The organism is Pseudothermotoga lettingae TMO, from assembly GCF_000017865.1.
GTDB classification, from domain to species: domain Bacteria; phylum Thermotogota; class Thermotogae; order Thermotogales; family DSM-5069; genus Pseudothermotoga_B; species Pseudothermotoga_B elfii.
In genome coordinates this window covers 786,269-812,304 of sequence record NC_009828.1, presented here as the reverse complement: position 1 = coordinate 812,304, position 26,036 = coordinate 786,269, and the positions used below count along the sequence as shown (strand labels likewise).

Genomic DNA, 26,036 nt, shown 5'->3' with positions numbered 1-26,036 from the left:
GTCTTCAGGTTGGCACATATTATACCACACAGGCTATGATGATCGTCAAGATATACAAATCAATCTAATTCATTCCAGGTAGGATAAACAAATTGCGCAAACTGAAGATCATCTGGATATGTGATTTTAAAACAAAGAAGATCTCCAGGAACTATTCTTACTTTGCCACCAGATAGTAATACAGGTTCAGTTCCATCATTTGCATGGAAACGCTCAAAAGCATTTAAGGCAATTTCAAAAGCAAAAGCTTGAGGAGTTTGAATTCTGTATAATCCTTCCCTTGAGAGATAATTGTTTACAAACATATCTTTTGCGTACACAACCGTATCATTAACTGGAATAGCTGCCGTAGCTGCACCGAAAAGATGCGCTTCTTCAATTACTCTGTTGAGCAATTTTACTCTTAAAAAAGGCCTTGCTGCATCGTGAAAGACAACCACGGATGGGTTTATATCTCTTAAAAACTCAAGTGCGATCAGAGAAGTTTCATGTCGTGTGGCACCACCTGGTAAAACCCATTTTGGCTTTCTAAAACCCTCAATCATTTTTTTAACCTCTTCCTGCCAATTCGTCGGTACCATGATTAAACAATTATCAATCAGGTGTGATTTTTCAAAGCTTTTCAAGCAATAATTAATTACCGGCTTGTCTCCAAGCATACAAAATTGTTTTGGTATTTCAGATTTAAACCGGTTACCGGTCCCGGCAGCCATTATTATACCAACTGTCACAGTTTAATCACCTTATGTTAGAATATCAAAAAAGGGGGAATTTTTGGTGGTTGATTCTAAAAAGTTAGAGAATATTATTTCGCAAATAGCAGGAGTCAGCGCAGTTAAAGTCGTGCAGGATGGAGAAGAAATCAGGGAAATACATGTTGTGGCCGATTCAGAAAAGAATCCAAAACAAATTGTCCGCGATGTTGAGACGGCTATATTAGCTTCAACGGGGCTTAGAATAGATAGGAAAATAATAAGTATAGCCCAGATGACAGGAGAAGTAAAGTTTCAGTCGAAATATTCTATAGATTCTCTGAAGACTGAGGACATAGGTAAAAATGTGAAAGTTACCGCCATTGTGGAACATAATGATGAAAAATACGAAGGATCTGCTGAAGGGCCTAAAACAAGCTTGCAGAAATTAAAAACAGCCGCGAGTGCTGTGGTGTCAGCGCTGGACGATTTGAATGATTCCATTTATTCTGTTGATGATATCCGCATAATCACCCTCGCCGGCAAAGAATTCCTCATATGCCATATCACGAAATTAGCAGATGGCAAAGAATCAAGCATTATCGGCAGCGCCGAGCTTGACCGCGATCCTCTTCTTGCGGCAGCTAATGCTGCTTTGGATGCAATAACACGCGCATAGGGTCAGGTAGTGTGAACCTCTTTTCCATTTGGGGAATACTCTATAACAACCTTTCTATATGGTTCAACACCCACTGAATAACTCTTTACATCCCTATATTTTTTCACAATCTCATGAACTAACCGCCTTTCAAAGGCAAACATTGGATCAAGCACAATTCTTTTCTTTTCAACTCGAGCTCTGTCTATAGCCTGCAAAACTATTTGTTCAAGGTTTCGCTTTCTTTTTTCACGGTATTCCCCTGCATCAACCACCACTGACAATTTCGTATCACTCAATCTGTTGAGATATATCATTGCGATGTGCTGCAATGCCGCAAGAGTTTTCCCGTGCTTTCCTATCAATCTGCCGAGGTCATCCCCTTCAAGCAAAACCAGAAACCTCTTTCCTGCAGAGCTCACTTTTACCTTTATTTTTCCATAGCTTCTTAAAATGCCAACCATGAATTGTTCTAATCTTCTCTCGTAGAATTCCTTTTTAAAAGAAACTTCAACGACAGCCTCTTTTGCCATAATGCCAAAAAATCCCTTTGAACCTTTTTCAACAACAACATAATCAAACTCTTCATCCCTTAAACCAAACTCCTGCTTGGCTTTCTCTAAGGCTTCAGCGATTGTTGCACCCGAGATGCGTACCTTTTTCACAAATTCTCACCCCTTACTTCTCAAACCAAGCAGCTCTCTTGTGGTAATTCCCTTAATTTTGTATCTTTTGTAAATGTAATAAGTTATTACAAGTTGTATAACCGTGTTCACAGTATAATAAAGAAACAAACCGCTTGGCAAACTTACGAACAGAAACGGAAATATAAGTGACATTAGAATCCCTTGCCAGGCACTCCGCGAATCCTGACTGGTTATAAGCGTGTTGAAATAACTGGCAACCACGGTCGCAATTATAAAGATTGCATTGGGGCCAAATCCACCTACTGAAAGATCATTCCACAGAAGAAATTTACTACCAAAAGCAAATTCTTCCTGAAAATATCTTATAACTGCGTACAGCAAAAAGAAAACTGGCAGCTGTATCAGAAGCATAAGACATCCACCAGCCGGATTTATGCCTTCTTCTCTGTAGACTTTCATAAGCTCTTCTTGCTGTTTGGTCGGATCTTTGTATTTTTTCCTTATAGCCTCTATTCTGGGCTGAACTTTTCTCATTTTTATCATGGATTTGGTCTGCGCGTGATAAAGTGGATACAAAACAAATCTGACAATAACTGTGAATATTATGATTGCCCAGCCAAAATTCCTGGTCATTTCGAATAACCACCAGAAAAACCACACTAACGGATAGAAAACTGGGTCGTACCAAGAAGAACTACCATCTATTGTTTTTATCGTATCCATAAGTATGGAATAGTCTTCACCAAAGAGTTTTTTTAGGAATATCCTTTTAAATGGAGCCATATGAACCACTATTTTTTCAAAACCATTGATAGCCAGCTTATTTGAGCTTAATTTGCCTTCACCTGTTTTCACCAGAGATATAGCTTTGATCTTCGGAGAGAAGGATATGAAATAATCTTTCACGACTCGATCGTAATCTTCATACCATACCCGCGGCAGAGAAATAATAACAGGATCCATGGAACTTACTTCAACGGTAAAAACATACTCTGGGGAATTCTTAACGGTTATGGTTTTTTTTACACCTCCCGTATATTCGTATTTTAAAATCAGATCCCCCGAGTAGGTGTTGGGCGAAATCATATCACCCTCTATTGAAAAATCTATTACCATTAAAGAAGAGCCCTCTGGGCTGAAGAGTTCCAGACCATCTCCGGCTTCCTCAAATACATGAGATCTACGATCCGCGGTGAGATAAACATTTTTCAAAACCCCTGAACTACTGAACTCCAGCTCACTGAAACGTGTAATAACTCTTATCCCATCATCTAAAGTGACAACCTGAATTTCATTTTTCGCCATACCAGTTATGATCAACAATGCCAAAACAATTAGAATGATCAACTTCCTCAAATGAATCTCCTCCTTGTAGTAAATTTTTCCGGTACAGGATCGTGTCCTCCAGGGTTGAGAGGATTACATCTTATGATTCTTTTAACAGCCAAATACCCTCCTTTTAGCAATCCAAAGCGTTCGATTGCCTGTATCGCATAAGACGAACAAGTCGGAGTAAACCGACATGTTGGAGGTTTTAAAGGGGAAATATATTTCTGGTAAAAGCGAATCATCAATACGACAATTTTCTTCATCATTTTATCCTCTTTAGAAGATCTGTCAAATGTTTACAAAATTCTTCGTAAGGAATATCTTTAAAAATATCTGACAGGGTCTTCCGAGGTAAGACAACTATATCAAAGCTCTTATTCAGATCATGCTTTTTCAATCTGTAGATTTCTTTTATCCACCGTCTAATTTTGTTTCTATCGTGAGCCTTGCCAAACTTTCTTTTAACAATGACTCCTATTCTGTTGTGCTCAAGATCATTACCCACGTACAAAATCGTTAACAACTCGCTCTGAATAACAGCTCCAAATCGGAAAACCCTGTCAAAATCTCTGGAAAATCTAAGCCGTTCAGTTCTTCTCAAACAAAAATCTAAACTGCGATTTTCCATCTTCCTTTTGCACGCCTGCGGGCCAATACTCTTCGGCCGGATGGTGTCCTTGATCTTACAAGAAAACCATGAGTTCTCTTCCTTTTTCTGCGGTTTGGCTGATAAGTCCTCTTCACACTCAGACCTCCTTCACAAGCAAATCTTTTTAACCTCTGTCATTGTACCATATATCTTTTTAAATTGTTCTGCTTTTAAGCATACCAATTGCAGAGGCAATTGCAAGTGCTCTTTTTTCGCCTATTCCGTCAACTGATTGAAGTTCATCAATAGAAGCTTCCGAAATAATTTTCAAGTTTTTAAAGGTTTTCACGACATTTGCCGAAACACTCAAGGGTATCTTCGCTGAATGATTCAATATTCTATATCCTCTTGGATAATATATAGCTTCGCCTGCCTGAGATAAACTCTGTACATCTACGCCAAGTGTTCGGATAATTCTCATTAAACTTATTTCCTTGTCCTGTTTCATCTTTTCTATGATTTCCTTTGCTTGATCAACATCAAGATCCCTGATTGAATAATCCATGATTAAAAGTGAGGTTATATCGGTGACATCCTCCAAAACTTCCTCAAGTTGCATATTTATCAGTCTACCTTCTCCTCCAAGTTCTATAACATATGGAAATATTTCCTCATGAATTCTCAACATGAGAAGCCCTTTTTCGATAGCACGAGCCACATCGTATATGGAAACACCGGTGCGAAGTTCGTCAATTTCTATAGTACCAATTATCCTGTCAAAACTTTCTCTGTACTTTTCAAGTGTGTCCACTGCCTGAGAGACACGTGCAATCAATAAAGGAGCATCATTCATGACATATTTGTATTGACCATAGTAAAGTGATATGACATTTCTTCTTTTTGATATCGCAACTACCATTTGCCCAGTTTGCCTCGCTACGCGTTCAGCAGTTCTGTGCCTCATTCCAGTTTCGATAGTCGGTATTGTTGGATCCGGAACTAAATGCACATTAGCAAAAAGTATTTTCGTTACATCGTCGGAAATAACTATTGCACCATCCATTTTTGCCAACTCATAAAGTTTCTCCGGAGAAAATGGACAATCTATGTCGAATCCACCTTGTATTATGTCTTCGTATTTCTGTGGATCATCAACAAAAAACAGCAGAGCTCCGAGATTTGCTGATATTATATCATCAAGAGCCTTTCTCAATCTTGTCCCGGGCGAAAGAATAGCTATTTTCGAAAGCAACTCTTCAGCTATCAAACAGCTTCACCCCCAGTACATCCCCCATGTCTTGTAAAGAATCGATTTTTACCAGATTTTTATCGCTCAGATCAACACTTTTTGGAACTATTACAGACTGTATGCCTGCTCTTTTTAACGAATCTATTCTTGATCTCATACGATATACAGGCTTTATTCTACCATCCAAACTAACTTCACCAATTACTGATGTTTTTTCTATGGGTTTCTCCATCATAGATGAGAGAATCGCACCAACAACCGCAGCGTCAACGGCTGTATCAGTTATTCTTAACCCACCAAGCACGTTTACATAAACATCGTGCGATTCAACCGGTAAACGCATGTGTTTTCCTATAGTAGCTATTAACAACAACAATCTGGTCATGTCAAATCCATTGCTGACTCTTCTTGGCATATTCGATCTGCTTCGTGAAACAAGAGCTTGAATTTGAACAACAAAAGCCCTGGAGCCTTCTATAACACATGATAAACAATTACCAGGAAGTTGGTCTGTGAGATCAAAAAATACAGGATCACATAGTTGTTTCAAGCCATCATCTCTCATTTCAAAAACAGCTATTTCTCCCGATGGCCCAAAGCGATTTTTGATAACTCGCAAAATTCTAAGTTCTGTCGTTTTTTCACCTTCAAAATAAATGACAGTATCCACTAAATGCTCAACAAGCTTTGGGCCAGATATTTCACCGCTCTTTGTTATATGGGCAATCAAAATAGATGGAATAGATAATTCTTTGCACTTAGATATTATTTTTTCGGCACAAACTCGAACCTGCACAACACTCCCGGGATACGTCCCAACTTCTTCAGAATACATCGTTTGCAGTGAATCCACCACTATCAGGCTGTAATCTTCGTTTATAATTTGAAGAACAGAATCAATGTCGTTATCTGAACAAACAGTTATACCGTCAAGGTTTTCGCAGGCGAGCCTGCGAGCCCTTATTGCTAGCTGATCTACTGATTCTTCCGCAGATACATATAAAGATTTATATCCATTTTTTGAAAACCACGCACAGATCTCCAGCGCCAGAGTACTTTTCCCCACACCTGGCTCGCCACCAAGTAAAAGCACCTGCCCGGGCACGATCCCTGAGCACAAAGATGCATCAAGTTCCGTAAAACCGGTCGTCAACCGGGTACTGTTGACAGACTTTAAAACATCTTTCAGATTAACAAGATCTACTATTCTTTCCAGAGGCTTAGAAGTTGCCTCGACAGCTGTGTTCCATTCGCCACATTGAGGACATTTGCCAAACCATTTGATAGATTCATAACCACAACTTTTGCAGATGAAGCGTTCCTTTTCTTTCATCCTTTAAGTGCTCCCGCTTTAGATCTATGTTTGGTGAATTTCAATCCGTTTCCACTTACTTTGCACACTACTGTATCTCCAAAAGCAAACTTACCGCGTAGCAATTCTTCTGCCAGCGGATCTTCGAGGTATTGTTGTATGGCCCTTCTCAACGGCCTCGCACCAAATACAGGATCATAGCCCTTTTCAATCAGGAAATTCTTAGCTTCCTTCGTAAGCTTCAGTGTCATGCCCTTACTTTCCAATCTTTTGTGTACGTCTGATACAAGTATATCAACGATCTTTTCTATATGATCCCTGTTTAGTGGGTGGAAAACTATCACCTCATCGATCCTGTTGAGAAACTCTGGTCTAAAAGTTTTCTTAACTTCCTCCAGGACCAACGATTTCATTTCCTGATAATCTTTATCCGCGTCTTGCGAGACAAAACCCATAGTTTTCTTGGATTTGTTTATCAAATTGCCACCGATATTACTTGTCATAACAACTATGGTATTTTTGAAATCCACTTCTCTTCCCTGCGAATCCGTCAACCTGCCATCGTCCATAATTTGAAGTAAAATATTGAATACATCAGGATGCGCTTTTTCAATCTCGTCAAAGAGTATAACTGAAAATGGTCTTCTTCTTACTCTTTCAGTTAAAGTACCTCCTTCTTCGTAGCCAACATAACCAGGTGGTGCACCAATTAATCTGGATACAGAGAATCTTTCCATATATTCACTCATGTCAAATCTGAGTAAAGCTTTCTCGTCACCAAACAGATGCGCGGTCAAAACCTTTGTCAGTTCGGTCTTTCCTACACCTGTAGGCCCAAGAAACAGAAACACTCCTATGGGCCTTCTTGGATCTTTCAACCCGCTTCTCGCCCTTCTTATAGCCCTTGCTATGGCCTTAATTGCTTCATCCTGCCCAACTATTCTTTGGTGTAAAACTTTCTCAAGATTGAGCAGTCTCATGCTCTCGTTCTCTTCTATTTTCATCAAAGGAATACCTGTCCAGCCTGAGACTACTTCGGATATCTGATCAACATCAACTGCTACAATTGAAGATTCAACATTTTTTCTCCATTGCTCATATTTTTCTGTGTACTCCTGATTCAACAATTTTTCTTTTTCTTTGAGATCTGCTGCTCTTTCATAATCTTGATTTAAAACGGCAAGTTCTTTATCGGCTTTGACTTGCTCAAGCTGTTTTCTCAGTTGTTGCAGCTCATCAGGAATAACAAAGCTTCTCAAGCGAGCTCTTGCAGCGGCCTCGTCAATTACATCTATGGCTTTATCGGGTAAAAAGTGATCTGTAATATATCTCTTTGATAAATATACGGCAGCCTCTAACGCATTATCTGTATACTTTACCCTGTGATGAGTCTCATATTTGTACCTCAAACCTTTAAGGATGTTAATAGTCTCTTCGACAGTTGGTTCCTTGACGTAGATCTTCTGGAACCTTCTCTCAAGAGCCGCATCTTTTTCGATGTATTTTCTATATTCATCGGGTGTTGTCGCGCCTATACAGCGAATCTCTCCACGAGAAAGGGCTGGTTTCAAAATATTTGCTGCATCCACTGCACCTTCCGCAGATCCTGCACCAACTATTGTATGGACTTCGTCAATAAACAAAATTATGCCGGGGTCCTTGGTAACTATCTGTAGAAGCTTTTTCATCCTTTTTTCAAACTCGCCTCTGTATTTCGTTCCAGCAACGAGAGCGGCAACATCGAGCGAAAAAATTGTTTTATGTTTCAACGGCTCAGGAACCTCTCCAGCAACGATTCGCTGTGCAAGGCCTTCGACAATAGCCGTTTTCCCTATTCCGGGCTCCCCAATCAAAACTGGATTGTTTTTCTTCCTTCTCACCAGAATTTGCATAACTCTTTCTATTTCTTCCTCTCTTCCAATAACCGGGTCAAGCTGATTCTTCATCGCAAGCGCCGTTAAGTCTATACCAAAACCTTCCAGATGTCTCACCGACGAATTCTCAAAAGTCCTTTCACTACCAGCATCGTTAATTCTTGGTGAAGTACTTTCAACTATCATGCGCCTCAATACACCAAGATCTATACCCATTTTCCTGAGTACATGGACAGCTATTCCTTCACCTTCTCTTATGATGCCGAGCAGTATGTGTTCTGGATGTATTTTCTCACTTCCAAGATATTTGGCTTCCTCATATGCCATTTCTATTACTCTTCTTGCCCTCGGTGTCATCTGTGGTGAACTGGCAAATCCTCTCATACCCATGCCCACCATTGAAATAACCTCATTTTTTGTTCGGGCATAGGTTATACCCATCTCAGAAAGAGCTTCAACAACAGGTAAGTCCTGTTTCAGAACCGATAAAAGTATATGTTCTGTTCCAACATAAGAATGTCCCATTTCTTTGGCTTCATTTTGTGCATCAACAAAAACCTGCGCTGATTTTTCAGAAAATCTATCGAACATCGTATCACCCCTTTCAAACGAAAACTGAAGCAACGAGCGCTACCGTATTATTTAGACAGTGTATCACAATTGAAGGTAGCAGTGAACCTGAAAGCTCTTTGACAAAGCTTAGAATAATCGCTGTAACAAAAATCTGTGGAAATACCGACAGCGAATGAAACAGGCAAAAGATCAATGCTGTTAATACAATGGTGAAATTCGCGTTGAATTTTTTTCTCAGCATTCCCTGAATATAGCCTCGAAAAGCCATTTCTTCAGCAACAGGACCTATTAACGTAATGATCAGTATTGTTACAATATCGAGCTGGCTGAATTGATTTACCACACTTGGCGCAGGAAATATCGTATTAACTATCATTAAAAGTCCATACATCAACAGCAAAAATAAAAAGCTCTTTAATACCCATTTTCTGTTGATGGTAAACAGAGATGGGATCTTTTCGCCGTTTAAAGCAGCAAGATAGAGACTCAATAGAAACAATGCAACATACCATGCTGCAACAAACCACATCTTTGCTATATAATAGGCTATCACTGGACCAGACAAAAGCATTGATAAAAACACCACAAATCCGATCCACGGATTCTTCATAAAATCATACTCCTCAATATAATTTTATCACGACAAGAAAATCCAGCACTTGAAAAATCAGTGCTGGAACATCAAGGAAAAATTTTTTAAATCTTTCTTGTCATTCTTAGCGAGTTCACGCTTTCGCTACTTTCATCAAGCGTGATTTTCTGCGAGCTGCTTGATTTTTATGAATGACGCCCTTGGAAGCGGCTTTATCGATGGCTGCTATAGCTTGCTTCAGTAATTCCTCAATCTTCTCACTTGATTCTTTAGTCTGTACTGCTGCAAGAACCTTCTTTATAGCATTCTTCATCCTGGTTTTATATGCCCTATTCTTTTCTCTCCTTAAAAAAGATTGTCTGACTCTCTTTTCAGCCGATTTATTCTTTTTTTCCACCTTAACGCCTCCTTTTTTAGATATTAAATGCGCGTTTCAACTCTTCAACAGCATCGAGAGATTCCCAGGTAAAATCAGGATCATTTCTGCCGAAATGGCCATAAGCAGCTGTCTTTTTGTATATAGGCCTCTGCAAGTTCAATTTATTGATAATCGCCAGCGGGCGAAAATCAAACAGCTGTATTATCACATCTTTCAATTTTTCTTCGTCAACCTTAGATGTAGAAAAGGTGTCTATCATTAATGATACAGGTCTGGCTTTACCGATAGCGTATGCTACCTGAATCATAAATCTGTCCGCAAGCCCCGCAGCAACAACATTCTTTGCGACGTACCGTGCCATATAGTGGGCAGATCTGTCAACTTTCGTCGGATCTTTTCCACTGAAGGCCCCTCCGCCATGAGGTACCCATCCACCGTATGTATCAACTATAATTTTTCTACCTGTCAAACCGGTATCCGCCGATGGGCCTCCCAGAACAAATCTGCCAGTTGGATTAACTAATATTTTGATATTATCAGACCAGTATTGTTCGGGAATAGTCGGCTTGATAACATGTTCCAGCAGTACTTCTTTTAATTCGTTTATAGTCACATTTGGATCATGCTGAGCAGAGATAAGGATGGTATCAATTCTCATCGGTTTACCGTCATCGCTATATTCAACTGTCACCTGAGTCTTTCCATCGGGTCTTAAAAAAGGTACAATTTTTTCCTTTCTAACCTTTGACAATCTCATCGCAAGTTGGTGAGCGAGAACTATCGGCAGAGGCATAAATTCAGGCGTTTCATTGGTAGCGTATCCAAACATCATACCCTGGTCGCCAGCCCCTATTTTATCAAACTCGTCTCCATCGTCATTTTTTTCTTTTGCTTCCAACGCTTTGTTAACACCAAGAGCTATATCAGGCGATTGACTGTGTATTGATGTTACAACTCCGCAAGTTTCACCATCAAAGCCATATTTTGCGCGTGTGTAACCTATATCCAGAATCGTTCTCCTGACAATATCCTGTATATCCACATAAGCTTCCGTGGTTACTTCTCCAGCAACAACAGCCAGCCCTGTTGTAACAAGAGTCTCAACAGCAACCCGTGCATCGGGATCCTGTTCAATCAGCGCGTCAAGAATAGCATCTGAGATCTGATCTGCCACTTTATCCGGATGTCCCTCTGTTACACTCTCACTTGTAAAGAGTCTTTTCATTTCTCATCCTCCTTTTTTTGAACTGACTCATATTCTTCTTTTGTGATAAATTTTCCTCCCTCAAGAGTAACCGTTCTAAGTTTATAACTAGAACTCATGGTAGCAATAAGATGAATCTTATTAGGGCATTTGGAACCAACATAAATTTTGTCAACTTTATATGGAGTTGAAGGATTATCATAATCAATTATGAAATCATAACCAGCCCTCAAATGACTTCTGAAATACTCACCACACTTTTCACATTTGAAATAAATCACGAATAAATTCCCTTCTTTATAAAACGGATTTGTCAACAGATCCTGTTCACTTTTTTTCTTTTTTTTGAAAAACCACACTTTTCTCTACCTTCTTTCGAGAAAGAATCTAACCTCAAATTCTTCGTTCCAGAAATCAGTGCAGATTATTCTCACAAGTATTTTTGATGGTAATTTACCTATCTCGGCGTAGTTATCAACCTTTATAACATTGCCCCACTGGTCTGGATAAAGTTTGTACCACGCATCGTAATTATATCCATCCGCTACAGAATCGTTCGTATAAACACTCCAGACGTTGTTAAATTCATCTATTGGTATTTCACTAAAATCAATATGATACACGAGATTTTCATTCAAATACATCTTTAAACTCTTCAAACCGATTACGTTTTTGTTAATTTCAGTTACTGCATTGATGCTTATTTTTGGAAAATCTCCTTTAAAAGGATAAACCTCATCTTCTCTATAGGAATATTTTTCTGAATTAATTACAAGTGATTTTACAATGAATCTGGCTTCTTTTGGTTTTAGGATATTCAAAAATTGCGATGGATCATAGCAAATGGTTTCATCAATATTTCTTATTTCGAAATGACAGTGAGGTTGAGCTGCTTCACCAGTTTGACCGGAGTATCCAACGGGCTCTCCTGCTTTGAAGAAAAATGTTCTTTCTGGAAATTTTACAACTATTCGCTTTCTTCCAAATTCAGACACAACAGAATCGATGATCAGCTTCAATTTCTCTGAAAATTCGCTCAGATGCGCATAAAGTGTTTTGTAACCATCGTCGTGGTAAAGCACAACCACATTACCATATATGTCGTCCTCGTCAATTTCCACTCTGACGAGCCACCCATCTTCAGCTGCTAAAATAGGAACACCACTCCTCATACCAGTTGATAGATCGATTCCCATATGAAAGTGAGGACCACGATTTCCAGTGCCCCGAAACTCACCAAAGCTTGATGTAAGCAATGGAGTCGTACTTACTGGAAAAGAGAATGTCGCACAGATCACAATAGTTGATATCATCGCTACCAGTAAAACCAGGTACCTTTTCACCGATTCATCCCTCCTGCGTACTATGCTGTCTCAGGCGCTCTAAAACACTTGAACGCGCTTTTATCCTGACAATCACCTGATTGTCTCTGAATATCTGTTCTTTAACAACTATTTTTTCTCTTTCTTTCAGGACCCATGACATGTCCTGCAATTTGAAGGTAAGTAGAGCCTCTTTTTCTGATTTTTCCAGCTCTTTATCAATACAGCTCAGAAGCTCACGAATGCCGTCAGCTTTTACTGCACTTATCAAGATAGCCCCTGGATAGGACTGCAAAATTTTTATTCGTTGAGAATAAGGTATCAAATCAACCTTGTTGAAAACTAAAAGACGTGGTATTTCATCTGCACCAAGCTCATAGACAACTGAAAGAGAAGTGTCAAGTTTTTCCTGAAAGTTTTCATCTGACAGGTCAACTACTAAAAGTATCAAATCAGAAAACAGAATTTCCTCTAAGGTGGACTTGAATGCCTCAATAATTGTGTGAGGTACATTTTTAATAAATCCCACTGTATCTTTAAAAAGCGCCACTCTTCCGCTGGGAAGCTTTACTCTTCTGACAACCGGAGAAAGTGTGCTGAAAAGCTGATTTGCAATTAAAATATCACTTCCACTTATTATTTTTATCAAACTTGATTTTCCGGCATTCGTGTAACCTACGACAGACACCATTGGCAATTCACTGTTTAGCCTCATTTTTCTCTGCTGTGTTCTGTCTTTTGCAAGTTCTGAAAGTTGTCGTTTGATAGCAACGATCCTTTCGCGTATCTTGCGACGTTTTTCTTCTATTTTCTGTTCTCCAGGCCCTCTTGTACCAGTTCCACCACCCAGTCTCGATAACCATTTTCCCTGTCCAATTAACCTTGGCAACTCATACTTCAACTTCGCGAACTCAACCTGCAACTTTCCTTCCTCTGTTGTGGCGTGCTGAGCGAATATGTCAAGTATAACCTGTGTTCTGTCCTTGATCACTACACTGAGCTTTTTTTCAAGATTTTTTGCCTGAACCGGTGTTAATTCATCATCGACAACGACCATGTGCGCACCAGAAAAATCTATCAATTCTAACAATTTTCCGATCTTTCCTTCCCCAACGTAATATCTTGAATCAGGTCTTTCTCTTTTCTGGTAGAGAACTTCGACAGTGTCGATATTTAATGTACGCAACAACTGTTGAATTTCTTCAACAGAAGAATAATCACCTTTTATTGTAATAACAATAGCTCTCATCAACTCATTGCGTTTTATTTGTTGCACTCTCCGTTTGACCTTCCTGCTCTTCTTCTTCTTTCTTCACCAATCTAACAAAGCTGGACGGCATGATCGTACTGATTGCATGCTTGTAAATCAAATTTTGCTGATTCTCGCTTTCCAGCAAAATAGTGTAGCTGTCAAAAGATCGGATAATACCCTTAGTTTGAAATCCGTTCACGAGGTATACCTTAACCTCAATTTTTCCAGTTCTCAACATGTTCAAAAACCTATCCTGAAGATTGAACTTCTCAGTCATAACTAAACCCCCCATCGTAAAAGGAATCGTGCTGGAAATCCTGTAGCACGATCCTCGATATTGTGTTCACGGCGTCTCTGTACGAACTTGATGAAAGATCTATAACAATCGCGTCTTTATACCTTCTAAACCAGATCACCTGTCGCCTTGCAAAGTGCCTGGTATTTTTTTTCACAAGTTCGACAGTTGATTCAAAATTTAATTTACCCTCCAGATGTGCTATACTTTCCTGATATCCTATTGTCCGCAAAGCATTAAGATTTTTTGAATATCCTCTTTTCATAAGATCTTTTACTTCATCAAGAAGCCCTGCTTGAAACATTTCATTAACTCTCAAATTGATTCTATCATAAAGCTCTTCTCTATCACGATGCAAAATAATTACGGTGAATCTACCAACTGGTTTCACTTTTTTTCGGAGTTCAGAGGGCTTTTCTTTGCTTTTAATCCAGATTTCCAGAGCTCTTACAGTTCTCTTCAAATCATTTTTATGAATCCTATCAGCAAGCTCTGGATCAATTCGTTCAAGCATAGATCTTAAAACACCTGGGCACTGAGTTTCTTTTTGAAGAAGTTGTTTTCTCAGTTCTTCATCCCTCGAAACACCTTCAAAGATTCCTCTTACAAGACTATCTATATAAAGTCCCGTTCCTCCAGCAAACAAAGGAATCTTACCACGTTTTACAATATCTTGAATAGCCCTAATCGCATCCAGTCTGAATTGATACACACTGTAATATTCATCTGGATCAACTATGTCAATCAAATGATGTCTTACTATCTTTCTCTGGCTCAAAGTCGGTTTCCCAGTGCCTATATCCATATATCTGTACAATTGCCTTGAATCTATCGAAACGATTTCTGCGTTCAATTTGCAACAGATTGCAATCGACAAATCTGTTTTCCCAACAGCCGTTGGCCCTGTAATAATAATCACTTTTTATAGATCACCCCATAAAACACACAGCTTTTCCGGCTACCTGTTATCGAATCCACTTTTATACGTTCAAACAAGCTATCCTTCGCGTGTGCTTTCAAAACAAGTTTTTTTCGCGCCACTCTCAACATTTCATTTACGTCATTCTGATCAATCGTATCATATAATGCAAACGGCCTCAAGGGATTCATAGATGAAGATTCATATACTGGGTTCTCAAACATAGGGTCACAGTAAACAATATCATAAGAATTATCCGGAAGAGATCTTATGAATTGTTTAAAATCAGCGTGAATCAATTCTATTTTTTTCATAGCGGCATTTATCCACGGTAAATTTGATTTATAATTCGACAACCCATCTCTGACAATAACGTAAATTGGAAGAGATCCCTCGACTCCAACGATTTTTCCTGATTCTAAAAACGCTGCCATTAGAATGGCCTCTGTTGCAAGACCAAGAGTTGTATCAAGTATCAGTTCGTTGCCTTTTAGGTCTAAAGATTCTATGAGATGATCTTTCAAGCCTCTCTGCAGATTTTTCATTCTCACCTTTGCCATTGAAGGGTGAAAAAACAACTGACCATCTTTCCATCTTACCACTATACGATCTTTTTCCACGACATAACAATAATCATTTTGAATAAATAGCTCGAGACTTGAACAATGCTTTCTGGAAATATAGGTGATATTTAAATCGTTTGAAAGAGCCTTCGCTCTGTCAATCTGCTCATCCACTGGATCGTGAGAAGTTGTGATAAAAATCATTTTTCTTTCGTTTCTCCCTCCATTTTCGATATCAACTCTCTATTAAGTCTGTACAACTCCTCCAGCCGTTGAGAAAGATTTTCATGCTGGCGAGAAAGATGAATATTCTCCTGAACAGTTTTTGTGTAATGCACATAGGAAGTCCAGAAAAATATCGACAGAGCACATAATGTGCATAAAATTGCTGCTATAAACATACTGGGTTTTCCCCTCTTTTTCTTACGGTTCATTTTCACGCCTATCATTCCCTATTTCAAGCCAGTTCTCGCAATTCCACGAATAAAATATTTCTGGGTGAATAGAAATAGTACAATCACAGGCAATATCGAAAACGTTGCTGCTGCCATAAGTTGATTATAAATTGTTCCGACGTCAGAGCTGAATGTTTGAAGACCAACCGGTAATGTCCTAAATTTGTCTTTGTTTGTAACTATTAAGACCCACAAGAAAGCATTCCAGCTTCCAACAAATTTCAGCAGGGCGCTTGTTATGACCACCGGTTTTGATATCGGTACAACAACTGTCCAGAGAAACCTAAAATGTGAACACCCATCAATTCTGGCGGCATCTTGCAGTTCTCTGGGCAAAGTTAGGAAATGTTGGCGCATAAGAAATATAGCAAACACACTTACAACCCATGGTATTATTAACGCATAATAAGTATCTATCCACCCAAGCTTGGATATTGTTATGAAATTTGGAACTAATAGAACTTCCCCCGGGATCATCATCGTGCCAAGGAAAAGAGCGAAAATCAAGTTTTTACCGGGAAAATTCATCAAAGCGAAAGCATATGCGGCCATGGCAGCAATTATAACTTCCAGAATAGTTGTCACTGTAGATACAAAGGCCGTATTTATATAGTACACGCCAAAAGGTGCACTTTTCCACGCGGTGACATAATTATGGAATATATTTGCAAGCATCTCTGCAAAGGAAAAATTCACCCGCAAGGTATAATTATCGTCTTCAAGATAAACAGGATGTACATTGTTCAGTTCTATTTCAATGGTCTGGTTCTGTTTTAATCTGACATTTTTCACAAAATCTGGTGCTTGTAAAAGTTTCATTGAATTCTGAACCTGAGAATAAATTTTTCTGAGTTTGGCTATCTGTTGAACATTATCGTACAAAATAACTGCCATTTTCCAGAAAACGTCTTTTGAAATCACTTTTGAGAGGTTCCCGAGTTTTTCCAAGGCAATCTGAGCGGTTTGATTCAAACTCAGATCTTCAAAAAATTCCAGCATTTTCTCATAAGATTCAAATTGATCCAGCGATGATATTTTCATATCCGACAGAATTCCGCTTAATGAGGAAAGTACCTGCTTTAACTGCTGAATGTAAACTCTAATATTTTCTATCGGCAGACTTTTAAACTCTTCATATAGCCGCTCATCAAGAAGCTTTTCTACATTTTCCGGGAGTGATTCAGTTGATTGATTCATCTGAAATTGTATAATCTTCTCAACATCGGCCGAAAAATGTTCCATAGACAAATATTCTTTGAGTAGCTGATCTTTTTCTTTCTTGCTCAGAAAACTGAACACAATCTGTCTGGTATCTGCTTTCTGGATTTGAACAGATTTAAAATATTCTCTGACAAATGTGTACACTTCTATAAGATTCAATAAATCTTCAACTGGTGAAATAACCCTTGCCTTGTACAACCGCATAAGAGCATTATCTTTTAAATTTTCAAATAATTCGTTTGATTGTAAAATGTTCAAAGTATTTTTTAAAGATTTATCTATCATGCTTATTTCGTCAGTCTGAAGAATCGCAACTGATCCTTTTTTCAATATCGAAAGTTCTGAAAGTCTTTCATTGAGCAGTTTTTTTCCATCAGAGATCATTTCTATATACTCCTGTTTGTATTCTTCTGGCAATCTATTAGAATATCTTTCAAATGTCTCTGCTTGATTCAGGGATGTTTCTATCGTTTTTTCCAGTTGAGAAATATAATTTCTCCTGTCGAGGATTGCTTCTGAGCCATAAAGATACATAGCAAAGAAATTGGAGAAAAATTCTTCAGCATTCTTTGATGAACTAATCAATTTCCCAATCTGTTCTGGAAGATCTCTCTGAAGAAGTCTTTGAGAAAACTCTTTAAACTGTGAATCATCAAGTTTTCCCGCAAGATAGCTAAAGTTATCAGATAATGAGAGAACCATTGTCCCACGATAAACTGGATCATCGTCTATCTGAATTGACAAAATATTTCCAGATTCTTCTGTTCTGCTAAGAACCAGAGCTTCTCTCAACGTTAAACCTTTCCAATCAATTCCTCCTGCTGAGCTTCGAGACAATTTCACTTTAACATCCCACGTTCTGGAAAAATTCTTGGAGGTCCACTTTGGTGGCCAGGTTTCAACCTCACTTCTTGTTTTAAAAGAAGTGGAAACCATCCATGCAAAGGGCAAAAGCATCAAAGCCGCCCCGGCTGTAATGAGCAAATAAACAAACAGTGAGAAGATCGTCTTTCTCACAATTTTTCACCTCAAGAAGCGTACTCGACAGTCTTTTTACCCACTAAAAATTGTACAGCGGTAAAAATCAATATTATACCAAACAGTATGTACGCTGCCGCACAGGCAATACCCATTCTTTGCTGGACATAAAATCTATCGAAAACATAGTAAACCATGGTCATACCACTGTTGTTATATGGTCCGGGCAATCCACTGTAGAGAACGTAAACCTCTGTGAATACTTTGAAAGAACTTATAAGTGAAACTATCAGTAAAAAAAACGTCGTGGGAGTTAAAAGTGGCCACGTTATGTGAAGAAATTTTTGCCACGCTGTGGCTCCATCAACTTCAGCAGCCTCATAGTAAGATTTATCAATGTTTTGCAATCCTGCGAGTAATATGATGGCATCATACCCAACAGTCTTCCAAATAGATACGATTGCAATTGTCGGGATTGTCCATCTTTCATCTTTGAGCCATGCAATTCTCTCTACATTCAAAAAAGACAGCATATAATTAAGTAATCCATACGCATCATCAAAAATCCATCTCCAAACAAGTGAGATAGCCACTGCAGAGGTTACAAAGGGAATGAAGTAAGCTGTTCTAAAAAAAGCCCTGAACTTTATATTGCTATTCAGAAGTAGTGCTATAACAAGTGCAAGTGCTATAGTGATAGGAACGCTGAGCAAGACATAATACGCCGTGTTATAAACAGCTTTAATGAAAAGATTTCTATCACGTGCTTCAAGAAACAAATCCAGCACAGTATATGATCTTTTATCAAAAATAATCAGGAATATAAAAGCAACCAACGATAAAGAGAAAATTTTTCCTAAGAAAATCTTTATAGACCGGTAAGTTTTCAAAATCAGGTATGTCATCGTCGCTACCAAACTGCACAAAAGCAGGGTAAAAAAAGTCCTGTTCTGAAGTAATACCATCAGGGAGACTGAAATAGCTATACTCACAAAACCCATTTTCTTTTTCTTAAAAACCGCATACATTGAAAAAACTATGGAAAAACACACGAAGAATAGTACAATCGATGTAAGCAAAGAGCTTGCAAATTCATGCGTAAGAGGACTCTGAAAACGAAATATCTCTCCATAATTTTCCAGACCAGCAAAAGCCGGGTTTTTCATATTCTTAAAATCCCAGCGAAAGAAGCTTAAAACAAATGAAAATCCTACTGGCCAGAATACAAACATGCCCAGTATGACAAATGATGGTACCAGAAAAAGATAAGCAAGCAATGCTTCTCTCGTCTTGCTTTTCATTTTCCACGCTCCTTAAATTTCACAGTATATAGGAGCTAACATCTTCATCTGATATGATATTCTCAAGTTTTCCCATCACATATTTTGCATCTATGATTATTTTCTTCTCCTGGACATCCGGTGCTTCAAAAGATATCTCCTCAAGAACTTTTTCAACAACAGTGTAAAGCCTTCGTGCCCCTATGTTTTCAAGTCTCTGGTTTAATTCATACGCTATTTTTGCCATTTCTTCAATACCATCCTCGGTGAAAATCAACTCAATCCCTTCCGTTGATAGTAAAGCTTGATATTGCTTCGTTATAGCATTTTCTGGTTCGACGAGTATTCTCACGAAATCTTTTCTTGTCAGCGAGGACAGCTCAACTCTTATGGGAAAACGTCCCTGAAGCTCTGGAATAAGGTCTGAGGGCCTGCTCATATGAAAAGCACCAGAGCCAATAAAAAGTATGTAATCTGTTCTAACTGGACCATATTTGGTCATTATTGTTGTACCTTCTACAATGGGGAGAAGATCTCTTTGAACACCCTGACGGGAAACATCCGGTCCCGAACCTGAAGATTTTACAGCTATTTTATCAAGCTCATCTATGAAGATGATACCTCTGTTCTGGGCTCTTTCCAGAGCTTCTTGCGTTGCTTTATCCATATCGATCAATTTTTCCGACTCAATCGGCAGAAGGGTTCTGCGAGCCTCAGAAACTGTCATTCGCTTCTTCTGCCTTGTTTTCGGCATAAGACTTCCCAGCATACTTCCAAGATCTATTCCAAGGTCTTCCAGTTCTCCCTGACCGAGTGCACCAATAAACGGGGATATTTCTTTTTCTATTTCTATTTCTATCATTTCATTTTCTAATTCTCCATTTCTCAATTTCTGCCTGATTTCTTCTCGTTTTTGTCTGAGCGATCTTCTCTCTTCAGGCGATGGCTGCTGCTGCTGAGAGGCTGTGAATAAACCCATAAAGCTTATGTTCTGTGGTTTCCGAGATTCTGGAATCAATGCATCGAGTATCCTTTCTTCAACCATTTGCTCTGCTTTATCTTTGACTTGTTCCATTCTTTCTTTCTTAACCATATTGACACTTATTTCAACCAGATCTCTAACCATAGAATCCACATTTTTTCCAACATAACCTACCTCTGTGAATCTGGTGGCTTCCACTTTTAGAAATGGCGAACCCGAAAGCTGAGCTAATCGGCGAGCTATCTCAGTTTTTCCAACTCCGGTAGGACCTATCATTAAAATATTTTTGGGTAATACTTCTTTTTGCCAGATATCTGGTAATTTTTGCCTGCGTATTCTGTTCCTTATAGCTATCGCCACTGCCTTCTTCGCCTGATACTGCCCAATTATATATTTGTCGAGCTCCCGAACAATTTCTTTCGGCGTCAAGTTGTCAAAGTTTGTCACATATCTCACTCCTTTTAAATCTCTTCGATGGTTATATTTCCATTTGTGTATATACATATTTCACTGGCTATCTGCATCGATTTTTCAACTATTTCTCTGGCATCGAGATCTGTGTTTCTAATTAAAGCTCGCGCAGCAGCTATTGCATACGGAGCTCCCGAACCAATTGCAGCAACATTATCATCAGGTTGAACCACTTCACCGGTTCCGGATATTATCAGAACATTATCCCTATCTGCCACAAGTAAAAGTGCTTCTAGTCTTCTCAAAACTCGATCGGTTCTCCAGTCCTTCGCAAGTTCTACGGCTGCTTTCGTAAGATTTCCTCCCCACTCTTTTAATTTTGATTCAAATCTATCGAAAAGCGCCATTGCATCAGCGACAGATCCCGCAAAGCCCGCCAGCACCTGTCCATCTCCTATCTTTCTTATTTTTCTTGCACCGTGCTTCATAACAGTATTACCATAAGTAACTTGACCGTCACCAGCCATTACTGTCTTACCATTTCTACTAACAACAAGAACTGTTGTACTTTTCCATTCCATGACTCTCACCTCCTAATCGCATAATCACTCTGTTTTGAAGACAAGATGCTGTAAAATGCGATAAAGCGAGACTCTCTTTCCCAGAGCAAAATTGAATATGGTAGAGAAGATACGCTTGAGGATATCTTCTGGAAAACCTGGATAGCCGTATTATCATCACTTGTAACTGACGAAATTAGTTTCTGCAACTCTCCACTCAAAACGTTCGCAATATTTCTGCTGAGAACAAATTTTTCATTCCAGTTATTTTCCTTTATTGCAACATCAAGCTCATTATTAATTATATCTTTCCAATTAATATTTTTCAAATAGCTTTGAATCTGCTGCGCATAATCTTCCACTATTTTTTCAACTATTTCGACCTTTTCCACATCCATTCCTTTTTCAATCAAAGCGATTGAAAGATTACTGGAGATTTTATCCATGTACTCTGAAACCGCCTTTCCGATATCAAGACTTTCTATATGCTTAGAGATTCTTTCATAAGCAGGTGTATAAATTTCAAGCATCTTTCTGTAAATTTGCTTTGCTCTTTCAGGATCAAAATCTTCAAATTTTTCTGCCGCTATCAACAAAAACTCGGATGCGCCATCTGGCACACCCCACACGTTCTTTGAAGCCATTCCCTCACACGCCTGCGCCTCTTTTTCCGCAAGATACTCAAGTAATGATAAGATCGTTTCGTCAGTAACTTCGGCAGATGAAGCTGCAAGTGTTGCCAGTAATCTGTATATATCCTCGCCGGATATCGCTTTTGCAAGGTCTACGTTTTTCCAGTCGGGGAATCTGTTCCATCCTCCAGGTAATCTATCAACAGTCATTTTCGCATATTTGACAAATTCTGTGAGGTACAGGTCTCGAATGTTCTGCAGATTCTTTAATGTTTTTCCAATCAAAATGTCATCTGAATAACTCTTCAATTGGTCAATAAGCCTGTCAATTTTTGAGAATAACGACTGATATCTCGATGCCAGAGCTTTATATGTATTTCTTTCATTGAAAGAAAGTAATGAAGTTTTGAAAAGTGCACATGAATCTAAAATAGCTTGAAGTGAAGCCACATCACCTGCAGAAATCAAATCTTGTCTCTTTTCGAGAAGTTCGCTCAAGAAAAGCAAGTCTGATGCTTTGTACTGATTTGCAATGGCAGACTGAAAATCGTCGTATTCTTGCCTCAAAGGTGAGAAATCCCCGGATTTTAAAGCACTTTCAAGCTTTTCTATTCTTAAAGGTCTCAAACAAAGCGAGGCAAGGTAAAAATGGGCTTTCCCATAAGTGTGGTTTATCCTCAGAGCAGTTGTCAGATTTTTCTGAGCTTTTTCAGAGTAAGATATTTCAAGCCTATCCAGAGTCTTCAAATTATTTTGAATAGCAGACAGGTTCTTTGTCAAATTATTCTTTATCGAAGCTATCTGGTTTATTCTTTGTTTTTCCGCTTCGATTCCTGACAGATTTGATTTGTAATTTTCTGCTCTGAGATAGCTAAATTCACCTGTTAAATTTTCGAGTTTCTCGAGTTTTTGTAGATAAAACTGCTCATATTGCTGCAAGCGACTTTTTTCGCTGGTTACAGAAAGTAAAGCAGAATAATTGCTGTTACCATTTTTGAAATAGACTTCACTTATAAAATAATTCCACTTCAAAAAAGTTGAAGAAATAGTTATTAAAAGAACAAATATCGAGAAAATCGCGAGCTTTGATCTTCCAACCTCTATATCAATTGCAAGAAATCTCCTGCCGTTGAAATATGTTCCGACGGCTGTGGAAGCCAGAAAAAGAGCAAGTAGCGAGTTGGGCAAGAGATGACCTGGAAAGCTAAAGAAACTCTGAACCATAAAAGCAATAAATCCACAAGCAATCGTAAGGAACAAAAGTAGATCATCTTTTCTCTCCACTGTTTTTAGATATTTAAACGCGTAGATTATCAAACTCAGCATGAGCAGCAGTACACTAATTAATCCAAAGATACCAGTTTCACCCAGCACCTGAAGGTAATCATTGTGCGTCCTTTTAAAATTGTTCCAGCCGTAGAGAAGTTCCGGGCGATCTTTCATGACATCTTGCAAAATATCAATGGCCTTAATCTGATATGTACCAATACCTGTACCGATCAGTTTGTTTTCTTTCCATTGATATATTGCTCCGAGCCACGCCAATAAACGCTCATCAATGCTCGATACACTTGTCATCGCCGAAAATCTGCTTGTGACTGAAACTTTTCCACCACCAGTTAAAGGATTATCGGTGTTGTAAATTACCATTATCACAGCCACACCAAAGATCAGGATGGTAATCAGAAGCTTTTTCAGATTTTTCCAGTTATGAACGTCATCATCCGTTTTTGTCTTTCTGGAATATACAAAATACAAAATTGCAAAGACGGCTACTGAAAAAATCATTGATATATACTCAGACCTTGTTTGGCTGATCACAACTGTTGTTAAGAATAGCCAGAAAGCTACCATTGAAAAAATTTTGACAAATAGAAATCCTTTGCGAGAAAGATTTTTCCAGCCATAATTGTCACTCAGCAGGAAATACAGGCAGGAAACAAGAAGCATAGTCATATAATTTGCCACAAAAATAGTATTCCCTATAGTACTCTTTATGGCAGCTCTGGAAAATGGCTCACCAACTACCCCAAGGAAAATACTCCTGCCAGTATAGAAATTCAAAATAGCATCAATTGCGACAACAACCCCTGTTGCGATAAAAGTCAAAAACAATCTTGTAATTGACTCTTTGCTTTTAAACCTGTTTGATATGTACAACGAAATTAATACTGATAGTACAACAAACAACGCAATATCTATGGAATATCTGAAGTAAAATCTGTTGTATCTGTAGACAGAAATTGTTGAAAGTATTGAAGATAGGGAGAAAAGGAACCAGAACAAATGTGAAAACGAGAAATATAACTTCAATTGCTTTTCTTTCCACCATCTGAAAATTAACCCGATCGAGAGAATCAGTACCATTGTGGTGAGAACAGCATATTTTGGCACACTAAATTCATAGGTCACAAATTTGTTGGCAAATAGGGCTGTAATGATAACTGTAACATGCAGAAAAATTTCCTCAATCTTTCCCATGAGTTGTTCCTCCTCTATTATCGTAAACAAACATTCCCAGAGACAAGACTACCACAATTGAAGCGAGTAATACTAAGAAAAGAGAGTAAAAATATTTCATAATTGAAAAACAAAATGAAATCATTACCACAAAAAACAGTGTTTTTCTCTTCTTTGCTGTTTCGCTCCCGTGAACCCTTCGGTATACCTTGTCATAGATATGATCTCTATCGCCAAGAAATGGTGAAACTCGGGCTGCCAATCTCCGCACAATACCACTGAGGATATCTATGAAAATCACCCAGAACGGCAGAAAGGCTTTCAAATCGACAGAATTTTCCATACCAAGAAAAATTTCGTATGCAACTATGCAACCTATTAGATAACTACCGGCATCGCCCATAAATACCTTAGCTGGTGGAAAATTAAACCCAAGATATCCAATCAATGCACCTATCAATGCCCACTCTAAGGAGCTTTTGTTAACAAAAATTAGCCCAGCAATCACAACAGAAGCACAGATCCCATCCATACCATCTATCATATTAACAGCGTTTACCGTAATAACAAATAAAACTGTATAGAAAAGCATTTGGAATAAATTTGCTGAAAAAATTTGACTGATGAGTAAACCTAACAAACATTCAGCTACAAAGCGAACATACCATGGTATTTGTTTTATATCGTCAATCAAACCTATCAAAAAAATCAATGTCATAACGACAAAAAGGTACCATTCTTTCACGAAAAAGATCACTGCAACATAAATAGCCACGCCACCGAGATATGGTATTGCTCTACTATGTGTCTTTAATTTTCCATCTGGTGTATCCACTATATTCAACTTCTTTGCTATGATAGATAGCAGAGGAAGCAAAGCAACTGACAGAGCAAAAGAGATCACCAGGGATATCATTTCATGAACATTCCCACTATAAAATCTATGATCGGTGCGAATATCAAAGCAGGCAGAAAATTCCCAACTTTTATTTCTTTTAACTCTAAAAGTCTTATCCCTATCGCCACTACTATCAACCCACCTGCCCCTGTAAAGTTAGACAGGTAATTCTGATCAGTTAAAAATACCAGATGTGATGATGCCATCACAAGCAACCCCTGGACTACTAACACAGCGATAGAACTGCTGAGAACACTGATGCCGTATATAGATGCAAGGATTATAGAAGATATAAAATCAAGAACCGATTTCGTATAGATTAGTGTGCCATCACCAACCAGTCCGGCTCTTATCGAACCAACCACAGTCATTGGACCAACCAAAAACAGAGTTGTAGCTGCAACAAATCCACTGGTAAAACGATGGGAATCTTTCGAAAATTTCCCTACAGCACCAATTATATCTTCTATGCGCAAAAATTCACCCACAACAGCTCCGAATGCAAGTGCAAGCAAAACTATTATAAAATTTGATGTTTCCAAAGCCATCTGAATTCCTATACCTATAGTAGTTAGGCCTACAGCCTGAAAGAGAATCCTTCTTATCCCGGCGGATATGGATTTTCCCAAAAAAATACCGATAACCGACCCCGATGCAACGGAAATCGCATTTACAAAAACCGATATGTGTATACCTTCACCTCCCTTTAA

27 protein-coding genes are annotated in these 26,036 nt (G+C 38.6%); 1 reads left to right on the top strand and 26 read right to left on the bottom strand.

Features of this window, described 5'->3' with window-relative positions; all coding sequences use genetic code 11:
- Positions 1-59: 59 nt before the first annotated feature.
- Entirely contained in the window at positions 60-731 is a 672-nt protein-coding gene (locus TLET_RS04070) for an IspD/TarI family cytidylyltransferase (protein WP_012002845.1), read from the bottom strand.
- A gap of 46 nt (positions 732-777) precedes the next feature.
- Here TLET_RS04070 and TLET_RS04065 point away from each other — a divergent pair, with 46 nt between their 5' ends.
- Positions 778-1,371, top strand: a complete 594-nt coding sequence (locus TLET_RS04065; RefSeq protein ID WP_012002844.1) for a hypothetical protein — start codon at positions 778-780, stop codon at positions 1,369-1,371.
- A 2-nt stretch (positions 1,372-1,373) separates the two neighbouring features.
- On the opposite strand, the gene jag is transcribed toward TLET_RS04065, so the two are convergent.
- The 25 genes from jag to TLET_RS03940 form a co-directional block, all read right to left on the bottom strand.
- Positions 1,374-2,015 carry an RNA-binding cell elongation regulator Jag/EloR gene (gene jag / locus TLET_RS04060; protein WP_012002843.1) on the bottom strand — a complete coding sequence of 214 codons (642 nt, stop codon included), beginning with the start codon at positions 2,013-2,015 and terminating at the stop codon, positions 1,374-1,376.
- A 6-nt stretch (positions 2,016-2,021) separates the two neighbouring features.
- A complete protein-coding gene (yidC, locus tag TLET_RS04055; protein ID WP_174375656.1) occupies positions 2,022-3,359 on the bottom strand; it encodes a membrane protein insertase YidC in 1,338 nt (445 codons plus the stop codon).
- The gene (gene yidD / locus TLET_RS04050; protein ID WP_028843315.1) at positions 3,350-3,589 is read right to left on the bottom strand and encodes a membrane protein insertion efficiency factor YidD; all 240 of its coding nucleotides are present in this window, start codon (positions 3,587-3,589) and stop codon (positions 3,350-3,352) included. Before yidD ends, yidC begins: the two co-directional genes overlap by 10 nt.
- Positions 3,589-3,927 (bottom strand): ribonuclease P protein component, encoded by a 339-nt coding sequence (gene rnpA, locus TLET_RS04045; protein WP_161632313.1) that lies wholly within the window; start codon positions 3,925-3,927, stop codon positions 3,589-3,591. The genes yidD and rnpA overlap by 1 nt, the downstream gene beginning before the upstream one ends.
- An 8-nt stretch (positions 3,928-3,935) precedes the next feature.
- The gene (gene rpmH, locus TLET_RS04040; protein WP_012002839.1) at positions 3,936-4,070 is read right to left on the bottom strand and encodes a 50S ribosomal protein L34; all 135 of its coding nucleotides are present in this window, start codon (positions 4,068-4,070) and stop codon (positions 3,936-3,938) included.
- Positions 4,071-4,129: 59 nt separating this feature from the next.
- Positions 4,130-5,182 carry a DNA integrity scanning diadenylate cyclase DisA gene (gene disA, locus TLET_RS04035; protein WP_012002838.1) on the bottom strand — a complete coding sequence of 351 codons (1,053 nt, stop codon included), beginning with the start codon at positions 5,180-5,182 and terminating at the stop codon, positions 4,130-4,132.
- Positions 5,172-6,497, bottom strand: a complete 1,326-nt coding sequence (gene radA / locus TLET_RS04030; protein ID WP_012002837.1) for a DNA repair protein RadA — start codon at positions 6,495-6,497, stop codon at positions 5,172-5,174. Before radA ends, disA begins: the two co-directional genes overlap by 11 nt.
- A complete protein-coding gene (locus TLET_RS04025; RefSeq protein WP_012002836.1) occupies positions 6,494-8,941 on the bottom strand; it encodes an ATP-dependent Clp protease ATP-binding subunit in 2,448 nt (815 codons plus the stop codon). The genes radA and TLET_RS04025 overlap by 4 nt, the downstream gene beginning before the upstream one ends.
- A gap of 13 nt (positions 8,942-8,954) precedes the next feature.
- Entirely contained in the window at positions 8,955-9,533 is a 579-nt protein-coding gene (locus TLET_RS10645; protein WP_012002835.1) for a CPBP family intramembrane glutamic endopeptidase, read from the bottom strand.
- A gap of 115 nt (positions 9,534-9,648) precedes the next feature.
- Positions 9,649-9,912, bottom strand: a complete 264-nt coding sequence (gene rpsT / locus TLET_RS04015) for a 30S ribosomal protein S20 (RefSeq protein WP_012002834.1) — start codon at positions 9,910-9,912, stop codon at positions 9,649-9,651.
- 16 nt (positions 9,913-9,928) lie between these two features.
- Positions 9,929-11,119: a methionine adenosyltransferase gene (gene metK, locus TLET_RS04010; RefSeq protein WP_012002833.1), complete on the bottom strand. Its 1,191-nt coding sequence runs from the start codon at positions 11,117-11,119 to the stop codon at positions 9,929-9,931.
- Positions 11,116-11,457, bottom strand: coding sequence for a hypothetical protein (locus TLET_RS04005; protein ID WP_012002832.1), 342 nt, complete (start codon positions 11,455-11,457; stop codon positions 11,116-11,118). Before TLET_RS04005 ends, metK begins: the two co-directional genes overlap by 4 nt.
- 6 nt (positions 11,458-11,463) lie before the next feature.
- Entirely contained in the window at positions 11,464-12,441 is a 978-nt protein-coding gene (locus tag TLET_RS04000; RefSeq protein WP_012002831.1) for a M23 family metallopeptidase, read from the bottom strand.
- Positions 12,442-12,445: 4 nt separating this feature from the next.
- On the bottom strand, positions 12,446-13,696 hold the full coding sequence (gene hflX / locus TLET_RS03995; protein ID WP_012002830.1) for a GTPase HflX: 1,251 nt from the start codon (positions 13,694-13,696) through the stop codon (positions 12,446-12,448).
- Positions 13,674-13,949 (bottom strand): RNA chaperone Hfq, encoded by a 276-nt coding sequence (gene hfq / locus TLET_RS03990; RefSeq protein ID WP_012002829.1) that lies wholly within the window; start codon positions 13,947-13,949, stop codon positions 13,674-13,676. The genes hflX and hfq overlap by 23 nt, the downstream gene beginning before the upstream one ends.
- Complete coding sequence (gene miaA / locus TLET_RS03985) at positions 13,942-14,886, bottom strand: tRNA (adenosine(37)-N6)-dimethylallyltransferase MiaA (RefSeq protein WP_012002828.1); 945 nt, start codon at positions 14,884-14,886, stop codon at positions 13,942-13,944. The genes hfq and miaA overlap by 8 nt, the downstream gene beginning before the upstream one ends.
- The gene (locus TLET_RS03980) at positions 14,883-15,653 is read right to left on the bottom strand and encodes a class I SAM-dependent methyltransferase (protein WP_012002827.1); all 771 of its coding nucleotides are present in this window, start codon (positions 15,651-15,653) and stop codon (positions 14,883-14,885) included. The genes miaA and TLET_RS03980 overlap by 4 nt, the downstream gene beginning before the upstream one ends.
- Positions 15,650-15,850 carry a hypothetical protein gene (locus TLET_RS03975; protein WP_028843317.1) on the bottom strand — a complete coding sequence of 67 codons (201 nt, stop codon included), beginning with the start codon at positions 15,848-15,850 and terminating at the stop codon, positions 15,650-15,652. Before TLET_RS03975 ends, TLET_RS03980 begins: the two co-directional genes overlap by 4 nt.
- Positions 15,851-15,901: 51 nt before the next feature.
- Positions 15,902-18,142: a carbohydrate ABC transporter permease gene (locus tag TLET_RS10790; RefSeq protein WP_012002825.1), complete on the bottom strand. Its 2,241-nt coding sequence runs from the start codon at positions 18,140-18,142 to the stop codon at positions 15,902-15,904.
- 11 nt (positions 18,143-18,153) lie between these two features.
- The gene (locus TLET_RS03965; protein WP_012002824.1) at positions 18,154-19,404 is read right to left on the bottom strand and encodes a carbohydrate ABC transporter permease; all 1,251 of its coding nucleotides are present in this window, start codon (positions 19,402-19,404) and stop codon (positions 18,154-18,156) included.
- A 19-nt stretch (positions 19,405-19,423) separates the two neighbouring features.
- Positions 19,424-20,812 (bottom strand): ATP-dependent protease ATPase subunit HslU, encoded by a 1,389-nt coding sequence (gene hslU / locus TLET_RS03960; RefSeq protein ID WP_012002823.1) that lies wholly within the window; start codon positions 20,810-20,812, stop codon positions 19,424-19,426.
- Positions 20,813-20,826: 14 nt separating this feature from the next.
- On the bottom strand, positions 20,827-21,357 hold the full coding sequence (gene hslV, locus TLET_RS03955; protein ID WP_012002822.1) for an ATP-dependent protease subunit HslV: 531 nt from the start codon (positions 21,355-21,357) through the stop codon (positions 20,827-20,829).
- A 5-nt stretch (positions 21,358-21,362) separates the two neighbouring features.
- Positions 21,363-24,449 (bottom strand): O-antigen ligase family protein, encoded by a 3,087-nt coding sequence (locus tag TLET_RS03950; RefSeq protein WP_012002821.1) that lies wholly within the window; start codon positions 24,447-24,449, stop codon positions 21,363-21,365.
- Positions 24,436-25,344, bottom strand: coding sequence for a glycosyltransferase family 4 protein (locus tag TLET_RS03945; protein WP_012002820.1), 909 nt, complete (start codon positions 25,342-25,344; stop codon positions 24,436-24,438). Before TLET_RS03945 ends, TLET_RS03950 begins: the two co-directional genes overlap by 14 nt.
- Positions 25,341-26,012, bottom strand: a complete 672-nt coding sequence (locus TLET_RS03940) for a DUF554 domain-containing protein (RefSeq protein ID WP_228369046.1) — start codon at positions 26,010-26,012, stop codon at positions 25,341-25,343. Before TLET_RS03940 ends, TLET_RS03945 begins: the two co-directional genes overlap by 4 nt.
- Positions 26,013-26,036 lie beyond the last annotated feature (24 nt).